A 16,694-nucleotide genomic window follows, 5' to 3' on the forward strand; every position below is an offset into this window, starting at 1 on the left:
AGAGCAAATTTAGCGGTACACTGTTACTTAAATCTTAATACTGCATTAAGATAAAAATACGATTTCAATAAGAGACAATGGAAAAATTAACGAAAGGATAAAGCGGAAAAAGCTGTTTATATCAGAGTTTTTACTTTATTTTAAATAGTATTATTAATAGGTAAAAGGATGTTTTTAATCTTAAAATCTACTCAAGATTCCCCAATGGATTTTTATATCATTGAATTTAAACGGATTCCCAAATTCGTTCCCATTCGACAGTTGGAAGCTCATTAACCCGATCGGAATGAAGAAGTTGAATCCGAGCCCGACACTGTAGAGCTTAGGTTTGACATTTAAAGATTTATTATTAAGCTGTCCGTATTGTCCGAAGACGTCAAAAAAAGCCTGATTTCCGATGAGGTATCGATATTCTAAACTTCCATAATAATAAAAATCGGCGGCGAGGGAATTTTCATTGAATCCCCGCATGGAATTCCAGCCTCCAAAACGATATAGTTCGTTGGCGGAGAACTCAACTTTTGAGTCCATCATGGCTCCTTCTGCTTTTATATTCAGGAAATGATTTCCGTTGATGTTATAATTATGTTCCCCAAAAAAGTAGAATTGATTTTGCGGAGCTTTAATATTGTCTTTGGTGTAAGTTGTTGTCAGGTAGTCATATCCTGCGCTTATTTTTGTTTTGTAGAGGAAAAGATCAATGTCAGTGGGTTCTACCATTTCAAACCAGATCCCGATTCCTTTTTTATTGTAATCTTTTCCCTGAACGTATAATGTATCGATAATACTTGAGCTTTCAAAAGTTCCTCGAAGACCGATTTTGTTTCGGTTATTTAGATGATAATAGAAAGCAGGAAGCGCTTTCACATTCGCAAAAGTAGAATCCTGTCTAAAGATATTCACCTTCATATTTATACCTACATTGGAATTGAAAAGATAAGGGATATCAGTTTGTAAATCAAAATTTTGCCCTTTGTCGGGGTTTCTCTGCCAGTATAAATTGACGGTCTCAAAACCGTTGAACATATTTTTAAAATTGACGTTCAGCGTTCCATTTAATGTAAATTTATCTGTTTTATCATTTCCAAAACCAATAACTCCATCAAAAGTGTTGGTTTTTTTCTTTTCCATGAAAAGATAAATCTGTGTAGAATCTTTTGTAAATAAAGTCTGTGGTTGCCGTTCTAAACTAAGAAAAGGATGTCCTTGGAAGGTTTTATTGATCGCTAAAAGATTTTTATCATCGTACGTTTTACCCTTGAATTCTTTTTCAAGGTTTTTCATGAATCTTTTCGGAACTCTTACGTAATTTTTTACCACAAAACCGTCAATGGTTCTTTTATCGTTTTTGTTGATATCTAATTCTACAATAGGATAACCGTTTTTCTGACCTTTATATTTAGACTTAATTCTGCTGAAAGAATATCCGTCATCAATATATTTTTTGTTGATAACTTTTTTGGTTGAATCTAAATTTTTAGTAAAAAAATCTTTCTGAATTTTTAATTTTTGGGTAATAGAATCTGAAAGATTGACATACGTTTCGTTGAAATTTTTCCCTTTATTGTAAAATATTTCGGTACTGTCGCCTTTTATTTTAACCTCTTTTAATTCTGTGAAAAAATAATTATTTTGAGCCAGAGAATCCAGAAATTTTACCGCAGATACGGAATCTCTAACCTTCTTCTTGACTTTAGTTTCAGAATCTATTAGAAAATAGTGCTTCTTTTGCGCTTGTACAAAAACGCAAAACAGGATAAAAAATATCTTTAAAAATAACTTCAAACTTTTTTTTAAACTGAAACTAATCCAGTTTATTATATTTTTTCATTAAATTCTCATAAGTTCCCTGAGGAAGAATCCATTTCAACGGAACTCCAATTTTCTGCCCGAATTTACCAAAATAATAATGAGCTTTCCATTTATTTTTTCCTAAAAGATTTTCAACGTATTCTGCAACTTCCAAAGGCTCTGTTCCATCGCCAACATGAGAATTCATTAAAGCATACACTTTATCAAAGATAGTTGCGTAAGGCTGGGAAACTTTTGTTCTCACTCTGTTTTCTGCAATATTGGTTTTGATATCTCCTAAATGAAGCGAACAAACATTAACGTTCCAAGGATAAACTTCGTATCTCATAGCTTCGGTTACTTTATCTAAAGCAGATTTTGAAGCAGAATAAAATCCACGGAAAGGCAGTCCCATTTCACTTCCAATGCTGGAAACATTGATGATTTGTCCGAATTTGTTTTCGCGCATTTTCGGCATAACGGCAGTCATCATTTGTACCGCTCCAACAAGATTTAAATTAAATAATTTTAAAATATCTTCTTTGGTAGAATCTTCCACAGCACCAACCATTCCCATTCCTGCATTGTTGATCAAAACATCAATTCTTGTTTCGGTTTTCAACACTTCTGCGATGGCGTTTTGAACGGCATCGTTATCCGTAACATCAGTTGGAATTGATTTGAAATATTGACTTTCCGTATTTTTTCGGCTTAAACCGTATACTTTATGACCTTTCTTCCCGAAATATTCGGCTAAAACGAAACCGATTCCTGATGAGGTTCCTGTGATGATTATAGTTTTTAAGTTATTCATTATTAGCTTTAATTAAAATAGTTTCTAAATCTTCCCAAAACATCGGATAAGACTTCTCCACCACATCTTCTTCTTCAATATTCAATTCTTTGATCAGACAAAACGGAGCAAAACTCATGGCCATCCTGTGATCTTGGTACGTTTTAATAGAAATATTTTCTTGCGGCTCATTGAAACTAATAGATTTGATTGTTAAATCTGTAATTTCAGTGTCCGTTCCCAATTTTTGTAATTCAATATGTAAAGCTGAAAGTCGGTCGGTTTCTTTTACTTTTAACGTTCCCAACCCTGAAATCTCAAATGGAATTTTCAAAGCTGCTGCTGTTACGCAAAGAGTTTGTGCAATGTCCGGACAATTGTTCATATCCAGAATAATCTTTTCCGGGAATGAAAAGTTCGGATCTGGTTGAAGAGTAAGTTTATGTTCATCTTCTGAGAAAATCGTTTTAATTCCGAAGAATTTTTCATAAATATCCGCAATAGCAGAATCTCCCTGAGTTGATTCTTTATAAAAACTTTTCAGGTGAATTGTTTCTCTTCCCAATGCGCAGATAGAGTAAAAGTAAGACGCGGAACTCCAGTCACTTTCAACTTCATAATTGATAGTTGATGAATGATCATTCATGAATGATTCGACTTTTATTACATTGCCAATAAAGCTATTTTTAATTCCGAATTTTGTTAAAATATCCAGCGTCATTTCAATGTAAGATCTTGAAGTAACTTCACCTACAAGATTAATTTCTAATCCGTTTTCCAATTTTCCTGCGATAAGCAAAAGAGAAGTGATGAACTGACTTGAAATATTGGAAGGAACATTAACCTGTGCTTGAGTAATTTTCTTCCCTGTAATTTTTAAAGGTGGAAAACCTTCATTTTCCATGTACTCAATTTCTACACCTAAATCTTGAAGAGCGCTTACCAAATTCTTGATTGGCCTTTCCTTCATTCTTTTTGAACCCGTAAGAATGGTCGTTTTTCCTTCGGCTATAGAATAGTAAGAGGTAAGAAAACGCATTGCCGTTCCTGCGTGGTGAATGTCTACAGTTTCAGTAGTTTCAGACAACGCTTTTTTCAGCAATTGAGTATCCTGAGAATTGGATAAATTCCCGATTTTTATGTTTTTAAACAGACTTTCTAAAATCAACAAACGATTCGAAATACTTTTCGAACCGCTGATTTGTACTGTTTTATTTTCAATTAATTTTGATTTTTCTAGCTTCTTCATTATTCTTCTAAGTTGGAAGCCGGAAGCCGGAAGCGGGAGGTAAAAAGTTTTCATTTAAAAACTTCCTGCTTCCTGCTTCCAACATCCAGCTATTTTAATTTTTCATTATTCTGATGACGGTCTTTATCGCGATCAGTTTTTATCTTCATTTTTTTATCGAAAGCTTCCTGCAGATTAACTCCGGTTTGGTTGGCAAGACATAAAGTTACAAACAGTACGTCTGCTAATTCTTCACCTAAATCTTTGCTTTTGTCGCTTTCTTTTTCACTTTGCTCGCCATATCTTCTGGCGATAATTCTGGCAACTTCGCCTACTTCTTCGGTCAGCATTGCCATATTGGTCAATTCGTTGAAATAGCGGACGCCGATTGTCTTTATCCATTCGTCAACTTGCTGCTGTAGATTTGTAATTTCCATTATTGATAAGCTCCAAGCGTTGGGCTAGTCGTTCTTGATACGTTAACAACATCTGTAGGAACGGTTCCTGCAATTGTTGTATTTCCTTTTCCTCTCGCGAAAGAAGCCGGTTTTACTCTCAAATTAAGATGAGCCGTGAAATAATTTACAAACTGAGGATCTTCATTTTTATAACTCTGGATGACATTTGGATTACTGTCAAAAGGGAAGCCTGCTTCTGTTGTTCCTGAATATTTTAGCAAACTGCTTTGAATGATAAAATTAAACTGTTGTCCCGGTGTCTGCTCAAAACTCACAGAATTATCTCTGTCCGAGTACACAATACTGTTTCTTATATTAAGTTGCTGTAATGCGCCTTGCTCGGTTTGTCCCGCATCGTTTTTCCACTCATTGGTTGCGAAAATTCCGTTTCTGTTCATGGAAGAAAGAACTTTAGAATAATTGGCAATTGTAGCATGAGTGTAAGTATGATTTCCTCCTTTGAAGATTCCGATACAAGATTCTCCACAGTTGTTCATGACCAGGTTTTTAGCATTTACTGTAGAAGCAACAGCGTATATTCCATATTCCTGAAAAGTATGAATGAAAGAATTGCTTATCGTTGCATTAGTCTGTCTCATATCTAATCCTCTGTTTCCTCCGAAAAGTCTTGCGTGGTTCATATTCAGGGTAGAATTGGCAGCCATTCTGATAGAGTTCCAGTTTTTAGGAATCGTGTCATAATAAGGATCATTTCTGTCTCCTCGAAGAATAACTTCTTTGTCTAATGTTCCATTAATATTTAAAGTAGATCCTGTAGAAACTTTCATTCCGCTGTTTTTGTGGAAATAAACTTTCGTTCCGGCCTGAATATTCAATACTACATTAGGATTAACAGTAAGGTCTCCGTAAATAATTTTAGCTTTATCATTATTCCACGTTGTATTGCTACTGATAATATTTGGGTTGGAAGGAGTCTGAATGAAAAACTCAGCATCCTGAACCACAGAGAACAAAGTAACATGTTGCTGACCTGCCGGACTGGTGAAAATTACTTTATCTTCAGCAATTGCTTCGGGACCTGTTGCCTCAGGGGCAATTTCAACGAAAATATATAAACTGTCATTTTTTCTTAGCGGAACATCTTTAAAATCATATCCGGATTTTCCGTCTACGTTTATTTTATATAAAGAGGTTGCTCCTTTTTCAAGGTTGATTCTCGGGATAAGAATATCCTTGTCTTCATTATTATATACTTTTACTGCATAGGTTTCAGAACGAACCTGATGATAAACCGTATCACAGAATACAGTATCTTTTGAAAAGCTAAGTTGCTGTGACGGGGCATCAAAATTGATGTCATCCTTGTTACAAGACACCGCAATGAGAAGCATCCAAAAAGAAAAAGCCAGTAATAATTTGAATTTCATCGAAATTAAAGTTTAAATAGATTTCAAATTTAACGAAAATACTTTAATTTTCTTATCCTGAAAAAAATATTGCACGAGTATTTGGAAATTAGAAAAAATATTGTATTTTTGCACCCTAAAATTAGCAGAGAAATACCATTACTATTTCGAAAGCAAAACTTTAATTTTTTAAAAAATTGTATTATGAAAAACGGAATTCACCCAGAAAATTATAGACTTGTTGTTTTCAAAGATATGAGTAACGACGAGGTGTTTCTTTGCAAATCTACTGCAGAGACTAAAGATACTATCGAGTATGAAGGACAAGAGTATCCTTTACTTAAAATGGAAATCTCTTCTACTTCTCACCCTTTCTACACAGGAAAAGTGAAGTTGGTTGATACTGCAGGTAGAGTAGACAAGTTCATGAATAAGTACAAAAAATTCTCTAAGTAATTTTTTGCTACTAAAAAATATTAAAGCCTTCCAATGTTTTGAAAGGCTTTTTTGTTTATAAAGAGAAGCTGAAATCTGGAAATTATAATCTAGTTTTTAAGTTAAGTTTGATTTAAGTTTAGATTTTGTTTTCTATTTAAAATAATTCAGGAATTTTTTATTTGTATTTTTGTATTAAATAGAAATTAGAATTTGGCTAAAAAAATGAGATAATAGATTTTACTTCGTCTACTAATTTCTAACTACTAACTACTAACATCTTATATAAAAATGCAATTAGTATTTTCAGATGCACAATATTGGGAAGATTTTCTTCCGCTTACTTTTACCCGTCCCGTTGCCGAAATGCGATGCGGAATTCTTACTTTCTCAGAAAGATGGCAGAGAATTTTAGATAACACGGAAATCTCTTATTTCTCGGAAAATTATTTGCAGCAGAAATTTAAAAATCCGGAAGAAAGGGAAAGCCTTTTTTTAGTCACTAATTTTTTGCCAACTGAAAATGTAATTCAACAGATTAAAGAACTGAAACAAGGTGAAGCTTTGGTTTATGAGGACGAATTGGTCGCAGCAAAGATTAATATGAAAGATTTTTCGCTTCATCAGATTGAAAAAATGACGGATATTAAAGAAGAATTGATTTTCTTTAAAAAACCTACAGACCTGTTTACTTATAATCACCAGGCAATCGATTTCGATTTTGAATTGCTTACAAAAGATAGAACTTCTCAGGAACTTTCTTCAACCAACGGATTTTTGGGTGATAAAAAAGATCTCTTCATAGAAGAAGGAGCAGAAGTTGAGTTTTCAACAATTAATACAAAAACCGGGAAAATCTACATCGGTAAAAATGCTGAAGTAATGGAAGGCTGTAATCTTCGCGGGCCTGTCACGCTTGGAGAAAATTCTAAATTTAATTTAGGTTCTAAAATTTACGGAGCTACAACGATCGGTCCCCACTGTAAAGTTGGGGGAGAGGTTAATAATATTATCATTTTCGGATATTCAAGTAAAGGTCATGACGGTTTCATTGGAAATTCGGTGATAGGGGAGTGGTGTAATTTCGGTGCAGATACCAATTCTTCTAACCTTAAAAATAATTACGGACACGTAAGACTTTGGAATTACAGAACCAAAGTTTTTGAAGATACAGGGTTACAGTTTGCAGGTTTAATTATGGGTGACCATTCTAAAACCGCGATCAATACTCAGTTAAATACAGGAACGGTTGTAGGTGTTGCTTCTAATATTTTTAAAGAAGGCTTTCCTCCCAATCTCATAGAAAATTTTTCATGGGGCGGATTTAAAGGCGATGAAAAATTTAAATTAGACAAAGCTTACGAAGTTGCAGAAAAAGCAATGGCAAGAAGAAAGGTGCCTTTAACAGACGATGATAAGGCTATTTTGAAATATGTTTTTGAAATGTATTAAAACGATTATAAACTAAAACTTCAACATTTTTGAAGTTTTTTTTATTTATGATGTAATAGAATACAATTTTTAATTGTCTTACTAATAGAAACAAAACTCATGACCCAAGAAACTTTTAAGGATACGGTATTCATTCTCAAAAATGAGATGTATCGCTTTGCGAAAAGATTCGTTATGAGCAATGATGAGGCGGAAGATGTGGTTCAGGATCTGATGATTAAGTTTTGGCAGAAGAAAGAGGAGCTGGCGCAATTTGGAAATTTAAAATCCTATGCCTTGAAGGCCGTCCGGAACGAGTGTTTGAACAGGCTCAAGCACCACGATGTAAGGCAGGGCTTTGCAGATTTGCAACTACATCGGTCAGAGCTTTACAGTATGGAAGTCAATAATTTAAAAGAACACATTATAGGTTTTATAAATCAGCTTCCGGAGAAACAAAAAATGGTGATCCATTTGAAAGATGTAGAAGAGTATGAAGTTTCTGAAATTTCTGAAATGCTGGAAATGGAAGAAAACGCGGTAAGAGTAAATCTTATGAGAGCAAGACAAAAAGTAAAAGAACAAATCTCACAACTGATGAATTATGAACAACGACAAGTTTCAAGATAAATACAACGAAGTCTTCCAAAATATAAAGGAAGAAAAAATGGACTGGGATTTTGAAGATTTTCTTCAAAAAGCAAAAGGCGGAGAATCTGAAAATAAAGAAACTCCAATTATTCCGCTTCAAACGAAAGCGAAGCCATCTTTCCCGAAATGGTTTTGGATGGCGGCGAGTGTGGTTTTGCTTTTCGGAATTGGATTGATTTTTAATTATAATCAAAAATCCGATGTAGAAGACAAAGCGAAACTTGTTGAAAATCAGATCAAACAACAGAAAAAAGATTTCATCGAAGAAAATAGTGATCATCAATCGCAGGTTGCAGTGAATCATGTGAACGATACGATTCCTGCAGCGAAAAAAGATTCGATCTTTCAGGAAAATTCGGTTGCTGAGAAAGATGTTTTAGATCAAATTCTCCCAAAAAGAGGAAGATTGAAAAAAGAAAGAAGACCTCAGTTTGTAGACAATTCTTCTTCTGAAAAATATTCTTCTTCTAAAAAAGATTCTTCAGGTTACAAAGACTCGTATGTCATTGTGAACGGAAAAAAGATCGAAAATGTAGAAGAAGCTATTAATGTGACTAAGTATTCATTTCAAATATTTGCAAATAACGTTAGTGAAAAATTAGCACAGCCCAAAGTGATGGACGACGATTATTAACCTAACAAAAAAAGATTTATGAACCTGATCAGGCATTAATCATCTCATTAAAAATAAAAATTGACTCATGAAAAAAATATTGATAATATTCGCATTTGCTTTTTCTCATTTCTATAATGTTTATGGGCAAGGAGACAAATTTGATAAACTTTTTGAAAAATATCAGGAGGTAGAAGGTGTAACTTCTATCAAGATAGCAAAACCGATGTTTGGAATGCTTAGCAGTCTTAATATTGACGACGCTCAGCTGGATCAGATCAAGCCGTTATTGGCAAAGATCAACGGATTAAAAGTCCTGATCACAGAAAATCCGGAGAAAGCCAACAGCCCGGAAGGCAGAAAAATTCAGAACAACCTTACAGAATTAAAGAAAGACGTTTCTTCTTATCTTAAAAGTTTGAATTACAGCGAAATAATGTCTGTAAATAATTCCGGAGCGAAAATAAAGTTCCTCTCTTCGGAGGCCAAAGACGGAATTTTGGATGATCTTTTATTAAGCATCAACAGCGACAGTGGAGAAAATATTCTTGTCATGCTGGACGGGAAACTTTCGATGGATGATGTTAACAAGATCATTAATTCGAGCGAGACAAAATCAAATACGATAAGTCATACAAGAAATACGCAGACTTCGGATAATAATCCATCTTATTTAAATGGTGAAGCCAGAAATGTAGGTGAATTTTCAGGAATTAATGTAAGCACAGGTGTAAATGTGGTTTACAAGCAGGAAAGTCCTACCAACATCAAAGTCATTGCGGATGCCGATAAACTTCAATATGTAATCACTAAAGTTGAAAACGGAATTCTGAAAGTTTATATTGATAATAAAGGCGTGAAAAACTTAAAGTTTAAAAATTTAAGTGTCAATGTTTCCTCTCCGAGAATGAGCGAGATCAAAACTTCTTCAGGCGCCAATTTCTCAACAGTGAATTCTGTTAATGAAAATAATCTTACGATCGATGCTTCTTCAGGATCTACCATTAAAGGAAAATTCAATGTGTCCAATACAACAAATGTTGAAGCAACTTCAGGATCAAATATTAAAGCTGATGTTAATTCGAAAAATTTTGAATTGAAAGCTTCAAGCGGTTCCGACACAAGTTTTGAAGGAGAGGTTACGGCTGCAGTATTTGATATCAGCAGTGGAGCACTTTGTAAGGCAGAGAACTTAAGATCAGACAGTGTTGAGGCAGAATCTACATCTGGCGGAAGTCTTTCTGTAAATGTTACCACCAAATTGAAAGTAAAAGCATCTTCCGGAGGTCTTGTAAAATATAAAGGAAATCCTGAGATTGACTCAAATATCAGTAAAATGTCTGGCGGAAGCTTGAAACCGATTAACTAAAAATCTAATTGCCATGAAAACTTTAAAGAACATTTTTTTTATCGCCTGTACAATGTTTGTATTACAATCATGCATAGGAGGTTCCCGCAAACCTGATATGGATTTTTTCAGCAACACTGATTATGATTTTAAAGGAGCGAAGTTTGAAAGCTTCAACGTACCGATGTTTTTGGCGAAACCTTTTATTAAAAAAGCTTTAAGGGAAGACGGCGGAGATGAAGAATTAATCAAACTTGTAAAAAAAGTTTCTAAAATCAAAGTGTTGACCGTAGAAAATGGCGAGCAGGCAATGTTGAAAGATTATGCTAAATATTTAAATAACAACAATTACGAAGATTGGACAACTATAAAACATGATGGTGATAACGTGAATATCAGAGTAAAACAGACAGGAGAAACCATAAAAAATATGCTGATTACAGTAAATTCTAGTAAAGAATTGGTTTTTGTAGATGTAAAAGGCAGTTTTACGGCAGATGATATTTCAAAAATGATCAATTCCGCAACAGATAAGTAATTTTTTAAAACCTTCATATACTCAATTATTTTGTACAGGAAAGCCGTTCTTATTAGGACGGTTTTTATGTTTAGGATATTAAGTATTTTAATTTATTTATTAAAATTAATTTATATTTTTAGCATTAAGTTAAATTAATATTAAAATAATAATTAAAAACGGGTTTTTATATATTTCTAATGTATTTTTGCAGAAAAATAAATAGCTATAGTTTTTTCGATATAGCAAATGAAGTTTTCATCATATTCAGAATAAGTTAACCCTTATATATTCAAGTTATTTTGTACAAGAAAGACCGTTCCTAATAAGTTCGGTTTTTTGATTTAAGTTATTGATTATTAATTTTTATTTAAACTATTGAAAAGGATTTTCATATCTCGTTGAAATAGCCTAATTTTGCAAAGAAAGTAAAGATGTCTATTCATAACAAAATTGTAGAGACAGCCATCACTTTCGATGACGTTCTTCTAGTCCCTTCTTATTCAGAAGTTTTACCTAACCAGGTTTCATTAAAATCAAGACTTACCGACAAAATCACGCTGAATGTTCCGATAGTATCTGCTGCAATGGACACAGTTACTGAAGGTGACCTCGCTATTGCTTTGGCAAGAGTCGGAGGTTTAGGTTTCATCCACAAAAACATGACGATCGAAGAACAGGCTGCACAGGTTAACCGTGTAAAGCGTTCTGAAAACGGAATGATCTCAGATCCTGTTACTCTTTCAAAAGATCACACTTTGGCTGAAGCTAAAGAGACGATGAGCAGATATAAAATCTCAGGTCTACCGGTTGTAGATGCTGATAATGTATTGATCGGAATCATCACCAACAGAGATGTAAAATATCAGGAGAATCTTGATATGAAAGTTGAAGAGATCATGACGAAAGAAAATCTGATCACTTCTGATAAAAATACCAACCTTGAGCAGGCAAAAGAAATTCTTCTTAAAAGCCGTGTTGAAAAACTTCCGATCGTAGATTCTGAAAATAAATTGGTTGGTTTGATTACTATTAAAGATATCGACAATCAGTTAGAATATCCAAACTCCAATAAAGACCAAAAAGGGCGTCTTATCGTAGGTGCCGGAGTTGGTGTTGGAGAAGATACAATGGATAGAATTGCAGCATTGGTAAAAGCCGGTGTTGATATTATCGGTATTGATTCTGCTCACGGTCATTCTAAAGGTGTTTTGGATAAAATTTCTCAAATCAGAGAAACTTATCCTGATTTAGATATCGTTGGTGGAAATATCGTAACTGCTGAAGCTGCAGAAGATTTAATTAAAGCTGGTGCAAATGTTCTTAAAGTAGGTGTTGGTCCGGGGTCTATCTGTACAACGAGAGTTGTTGCGGGAGTTGGAGTTCCTCAATTATCTGCTATTTATAACGTTTACGAATATGCTAAATCTAAAAATGTAGCAGTAATCGCTGACGGGGGTATTAAACTTTCAGGAGATATCGTTAAAGCTATCGCAAGTGGAGCAGGAGCAGTAATGCTAGGTTCTCTTTTAGCCGGAACTGATGAAGCTCCTGGAGAAGAAATTATTTTTCAGGGTAGAAAATTTAAGTCTTACCAAGGTATGGGAAGTCTTTCTGCAATGAAGAGAGGAGGAAAAGAAAGATACTTCCAAAGTGAAGCTAAGAAATTCGTTCCGGAAGGAATTGAAGGTAGAGTTCCTCACAAAGGGAAATTGGAAGATGTAATTTTCCAATTAACAGGAGGTCTTAGAGCCGGAATGGGATATTGTGGAGCTAAAGATATTGAAGCTTTACAAACAGAAACCAAAATGGTAATGATTACAGGAAGCGGATTAAAAGAATCTCACCCTCACGATGTTATCATCACTCAGGAAGCTCCGAATTATTCTTTATAAGAAAAAGAGATAAATTAAAAGCCACACAATTTGTGTGGCTTTTGTATTTTGAATAATTGCTTTAGTTATCAATAGGAGCTGACTTTAGTCCGCTTTCACTGTAAGACTGCTAAACTGGCTTTAGCCAAAACTTATATTTAAATGAATTGGTGGCTTCGAGAACGTCAGCCATCAATTTATTAATCTTCAACTAAGAAAGCAGGTCAGCAAAACAATCATATGTTCCGTCATAATCTTCCCATTTTTGACCATTTACAAAAAATGATGGAGTTCCGTTAACGCCACTTCTTACTCCGCCTTCAAAATCTGTTTCAATTTTATCCTGAATTTCGGATGTATTAATATCATTCTCAATTTTATTGACATCTAATTGTAAGACTTTTACACATTCTTTCAATAAACCTTCATTCAGTAAATTTTGATTATCATAAATGAGATCATGCATTTCCCAGAATTTCCCCTGATTTCCTGCGGCTTCTGCAATCGTGGCAGCCGACATTGCATATTCATGAGAATCCGTTAAAGGAAAGTTTCTGAAAACAAAAGCAACATTATCCGGATATTCTTCCACAAATTTTTTCACCAAAGGAAAAGCATGACCGCAATATGGACATTGATAATCTCCATATTCAACCAACACAATTTTTGCGGTTTCCGGATTTCCCTGAACATGATCATTCGAACCAATCGGAATTCTTAAAGTAGACATAATTATTTTTTATTTTAAATTTTCTAATGCATCGATGATTCCGTCAGCGCCAGGATTAATCCCGTCCGGTGACAAATAGCTCCATTGGATAATTCCATCTTTATCAATTACGAATAAGGCTCTTTTTGAAGTTCCGTTTTCTTCATTATAAACTCCGTAAGCTTTAGAAACTTCACCTTTAGGATTAAAATCTGCCAATAGTGGATAATGTAATTTTCTATCCGCCATAAAAGCATCGTGGCACCAAGAGCTATCTACAGAAATCCCTAAAATATCTGCATTATATTTATGAAAAATACTGAGCATTTCGTTATATAAAGCCACCTGATCTCCGCAAACCGGGCTCCAGTCTGCAGGATAAAATACTAAAATCAAATTTTTACCTAAAAAGTCAGATCGCTTTAATTTTTGATCGGGCGTTGCGTGAAGTTCAAAATCTGGTGCTGAGATTCCTTTTTCTAATATCATATTTAAAATTTTTAATGGTATAAGTAGTAAAATTGATTGAATTTTAGTTAAAATTAGTCATTAGTATCCAAATACTTACTAATGTCTACTTAAATTAATTTTAATATAAATGTAATATTGATGTAACAAACTGAAAATTATGGGGACATATTGTAAATGTTTAGGTTGTTTTAATCAATTAAATGATTTTTTAATGGGTTGTGACAACATTATGCAAATAATATTAAATTTGAATACATTTAAATTAGAAAACAATGAAGAGAATTTTCCTTTATGGGGCGCTTGTATTATCCATTTCATTAACTGCACAACAACAGAGATGGTGTGGTTTTGATCAAACAATACAAGAACAGGATAAAGCTAATCCTGGATTAAGACAGACTTTTGATAAAATTATTCAAAAGATTCACACTGAAAAGAAGAACAACTCTTCTTCAGCCTTTGGGAAGACGGTAAATGGAGTTTATGAAATACCTGTGGTAGTTCATTTGATTTACCCGTCTGGTGCTGCAGTTGGAAGTACTTATAATAAAACTGATGCGCAAATTCAGGCATGGCTTGATCGTGCAAATCAGATGTATGCAGGAACATACGCTTGGCCGGCTGCTGGTATACCGGCTGATTTTGGACAGGCTCAAGTATTTCCGATTAAATTAGTATTGGCAAAAAGAGATCCAAATTGTAATGCTACAACAGGTGTCGTGAGATATGACGGAGGAACATTGGCAGGATATAATGCCTCTGGTATGGCTTACCAAACCGCTACTGGTGCAAGTAGAGCGGCAATCAAAGGATTGGCTCCACACTGGCCGGAAGCATCTTATTTTAATATTTATGTAATCAGTATGTTTGATGCTGATCCTACGCCTAATGCAGGGTTAATGGGATTCGCAGCATTCCCGAACAACCTTGATGCAAACTACGAATCGTTCATGAAATCAGGTGTTGTTACAAATGCTCATGACACTACTTTTGCTCACGAATTCGGACATGCGATGGGATTATATCATACTTTCCAAGGTGGAACTTACGATGCTGTTCCTGGTGCTACTGATTTCTGTCCGCCAACTACTGGTGTTTGTGCAAGTGATGATGATGGTGTTTGTGATACAGAAAGAGCAGGAAGCGGTTATACATTATGGCCGGTACCTACGAATTCTCAACTTAACCCTTGTACAGGGGTAAATTATCAAGGTGTACAATACAATATGATGAATTATTCTAACTCTGTTGCGCAGAAATTTACTTCAGGTCAGGGAGATAGAATTAATGCCTTATTCATGTTGATCAGAAGTAGCTTAACAACTTCTAAAGGAGCAACGGCTTTGCCTGCAACTCCGGTTGTTACAGGGACTCCAATTGCGGCGGCTTGTACGCCTCCGGGTGTTACTACTCCCGGAAGTTATTTGGTAGGGCCAACGTCTGTTAAATTGGGTCAGATTGATAATTCTTCAGCAGGCTATTGGGCTGGAGCGCCTTCTTATTATATTGATTATACTACACAAGCATGTAGAGCAAACAGTTATACAGAATTATTAGTTACTCAGGCACAGACTATTCAGGTTGGATTCGTTAATAATGACCAGTCAGTTAGAGCTTGGATCGACTATAATAATAACGGAACATTTGAAGCATCAGAATTGGTTGCTACAGGAGATGATGTGGCTATAGGTGCTAACGGGCAAGGATTATTGAGTGCTACATTCACTGCTCCTGCTTCAACAGTATTAAATACTCCTTTAAGAATGAGAGTTATTGCTGATGCCCCTAATAACCCTGCAACCATGACTGCATGTGGACAATTAGCTTACGGACAGGCAGAAGATTATACTGTAAAATTTGTTACGACTTTAGGTACTGCTGATGTAAAAGCAAGTGACAATGATTTCGTAATTTATCCTAACCCAAGTGTTGCTGGAGATAAAGTGTTTATTAAGGCTAAAAATGCTAAAAATCTTGACGTTACAATTTCTGATATGTCAGGAAGATTAGTGGCAACTCCATCTTTAACACAGGAAAGTAACGGAACTTTCAGAGTAAATCATAACCTTGAAAAAGGAGTTTATATGGTTCAGATCTCTAACGGAAAAGATACCAAAACTGCTAAATTGATTATTAAATAAGTATTTTAAAATCAAAAATATCAAAGCCTCTATTTTATAGGGGCTTTTTTATTGTCTTAAATATCTTGTTTCAATATTTATTGTTGAAGTAGTTTAAGGCATTCTATATTTTAAAACTAAAAAAAAGCTTCCGGAATTTCCGAAAGCTTTAATTAAATAGAAATTTAATATTCTATTTCTTCACGAACTTAAATTCATGAATTTGAGAATCTCTAGTATTTATCCTTAGTAAATAAACTCCCGAGGTTAATTGTGATACATTTATTTTTTTGCTGAATGCTTCTGATACTACCAGTTGCCCGGCCATGTTGTAGATATAAACAGATTCCGCTTTTTCAATACCTGAAATACTGATGATTTCTGATACCGGATTAGGGAAGATCTGGATTTTTGTTTTTGTAACGTCTGATGATATTCCTAATGTAGAAGTGTGAACATCTCCTGTCATTGTAGAGTTTGCCGATGTAAGGCTTCCTCCACATTGCCCGGTGGTGATTGCTGTATTTTCAACCCATGTACCAATTGTGTTGGCTGGCGGATTTACAAAAGCACTGTTTCCGGTAGAGTTATAATAAATAAGGTTTGGGTTTGTGAAAGTACCATTTCCTGTATCTGCTAAAAACTCCCATCTTGTTAAAGTGTTATTCCATTGAATTTTAAATTCGCAAGTTCCTAGACCTCCACAATCTTGATCACCAGTAACAGGAATTGTTATATAAATATTTTTATTATAAGCATCCACTCCTGTTTTCGTAAATGTGTAAACCGAGTCATCAAATAAAATAGGACAGCCCTTAAACGTTATTGTCTGCGCAAAAGCTGAGCTTCCGAGTGCAAGACATAATAAATATAAAGCTTTCATAATGT

General features: G+C 34.6%; 16 protein-coding genes. 8 read left to right on the forward strand and 8 right to left on the reverse strand.

Features of this window, described 5'->3' with window-relative positions; translation table 11 throughout:
- Positions 1–180 precede the first annotated feature (180 nt).
- The 5 genes from BT156_RS14265 to BT156_RS14285 all read right to left on the reverse strand — a co-directional run bounded on the left by BT156_RS14265 (position 181) and on the right by BT156_RS14285 (position 5,658).
- Positions 181–1,785, reverse strand: coding sequence for a BamA/TamA family outer membrane protein (locus tag BT156_RS14265; RefSeq protein ID WP_083582357.1), 1,605 nt, complete (start codon positions 1,783–1,785; stop codon positions 181–183).
- A gap of 19 nt (positions 1,786–1,804) precedes the next feature.
- A complete protein-coding gene (locus BT156_RS14270; RefSeq protein ID WP_072411015.1) occupies positions 1,805–2,605 on the reverse strand; it encodes an SDR family oxidoreductase in 801 nt (266 codons plus the stop codon).
- Positions 2,598–3,833 carry a 3-phosphoshikimate 1-carboxyvinyltransferase gene (locus BT156_RS14275; protein WP_072411159.1) on the reverse strand — a complete coding sequence of 412 codons (1,236 nt, stop codon included), beginning with the start codon at positions 3,831–3,833 and terminating at the stop codon, positions 2,598–2,600. The genes BT156_RS14270 and BT156_RS14275 overlap by 8 nt, the downstream gene beginning before the upstream one ends.
- Positions 3,834–3,922: 89 nt before the next feature.
- Entirely contained in the window at positions 3,923–4,249 is a 327-nt protein-coding gene (locus BT156_RS14280; protein WP_034678907.1) for a nucleotide pyrophosphohydrolase, read from the reverse strand.
- A complete protein-coding gene (locus BT156_RS14285; protein ID WP_072411017.1) occupies positions 4,249–5,658 on the reverse strand; it encodes a hypothetical protein in 1,410 nt (469 codons plus the stop codon). The genes BT156_RS14280 and BT156_RS14285 overlap by 1 nt, the downstream gene beginning before the upstream one ends.
- A 183-nt stretch (positions 5,659–5,841) precedes the next feature.
- Here BT156_RS14285 and BT156_RS14290 point away from each other — a divergent pair, with 183 nt between their 5' ends.
- The 7 genes from BT156_RS14290 to guaB all read left to right on the forward strand — a co-directional run bounded on the left by BT156_RS14290 (position 5,842) and on the right by guaB (position 12,527).
- Positions 5,842–6,093, forward strand: coding sequence for a type B 50S ribosomal protein L31 (locus tag BT156_RS14290; protein ID WP_054511422.1), 252 nt, complete (start codon positions 5,842–5,844; stop codon positions 6,091–6,093).
- Positions 6,094–6,363: 270 nt separating this feature from the next.
- The gene (locus BT156_RS14295) at positions 6,364–7,524 is read left to right on the forward strand and encodes a GlmU family protein (protein WP_072411019.1); all 1,161 of its coding nucleotides are present in this window, start codon (positions 6,364–6,366) and stop codon (positions 7,522–7,524) included.
- Between the two features lie 99 nt (positions 7,525–7,623).
- Positions 7,624–8,133 (forward strand): RNA polymerase sigma factor, encoded by a 510-nt coding sequence (locus BT156_RS14300; RefSeq protein ID WP_072411021.1) that lies wholly within the window; start codon positions 7,624–7,626, stop codon positions 8,131–8,133.
- Complete coding sequence (locus BT156_RS14305; protein WP_185116585.1) at positions 8,108–8,788, forward strand: hypothetical protein; 681 nt, start codon at positions 8,108–8,110, stop codon at positions 8,786–8,788. Before BT156_RS14300 ends, BT156_RS14305 begins: the two co-directional genes overlap by 26 nt.
- Positions 8,789–8,855: 67 nt before the next feature.
- Positions 8,856–10,136: a DUF4252 domain-containing protein gene (locus BT156_RS14310; protein WP_072411023.1), complete on the forward strand. Its 1,281-nt coding sequence runs from the start codon at positions 8,856–8,858 to the stop codon at positions 10,134–10,136.
- Positions 10,137–10,149: 13 nt separating this feature from the next.
- Positions 10,150–10,653: a DUF4252 domain-containing protein gene (locus tag BT156_RS14315; RefSeq protein ID WP_072411024.1), complete on the forward strand. Its 504-nt coding sequence runs from the start codon at positions 10,150–10,152 to the stop codon at positions 10,651–10,653.
- Positions 10,654–11,066: 413 nt separating this feature from the next.
- Positions 11,067–12,527, forward strand: a complete 1,461-nt coding sequence (gene guaB / locus BT156_RS14320) for an IMP dehydrogenase (RefSeq protein WP_072411025.1) — start codon at positions 11,067–11,069, stop codon at positions 12,525–12,527.
- Between the two features lie 190 nt (positions 12,528–12,717).
- Here the strand turns inward: guaB and BT156_RS14325 are convergent, their stop codons facing one another.
- Positions 12,718–13,236, reverse strand: a complete 519-nt coding sequence (locus tag BT156_RS14325) for a DsbA family protein (protein ID WP_072411026.1) — start codon at positions 13,234–13,236, stop codon at positions 12,718–12,720.
- 9 nt (positions 13,237–13,245) lie between these two features.
- Complete coding sequence (locus BT156_RS14330; protein ID WP_083582358.1) at positions 13,246–13,704, reverse strand: redoxin domain-containing protein; 459 nt, start codon at positions 13,702–13,704, stop codon at positions 13,246–13,248.
- Between the two features lie 254 nt (positions 13,705–13,958).
- Between BT156_RS14330 and BT156_RS14335 the strand changes: the two genes are divergently transcribed.
- Positions 13,959–15,827 (forward strand): zinc-dependent metalloprotease, encoded by a 1,869-nt coding sequence (locus BT156_RS14335; RefSeq protein WP_072411027.1) that lies wholly within the window; start codon positions 13,959–13,961, stop codon positions 15,825–15,827.
- Between the two features lie 172 nt (positions 15,828–15,999).
- Here the strand turns inward: BT156_RS14335 and BT156_RS14340 are convergent, their stop codons facing one another.
- A complete protein-coding gene (locus BT156_RS14340; RefSeq protein WP_072411028.1) occupies positions 16,000–16,689 on the reverse strand; it encodes a T9SS type A sorting domain-containing protein in 690 nt (229 codons plus the stop codon).
- Positions 16,690–16,694 lie beyond the last annotated feature (5 nt).

The sequence above is a fragment of the Chryseobacterium limigenitum genome (assembly GCF_900114875.1).
Taxonomy (GTDB): domain Bacteria; phylum Bacteroidota; class Bacteroidia; order Flavobacteriales; family Weeksellaceae; genus Chryseobacterium; species Chryseobacterium limigenitum.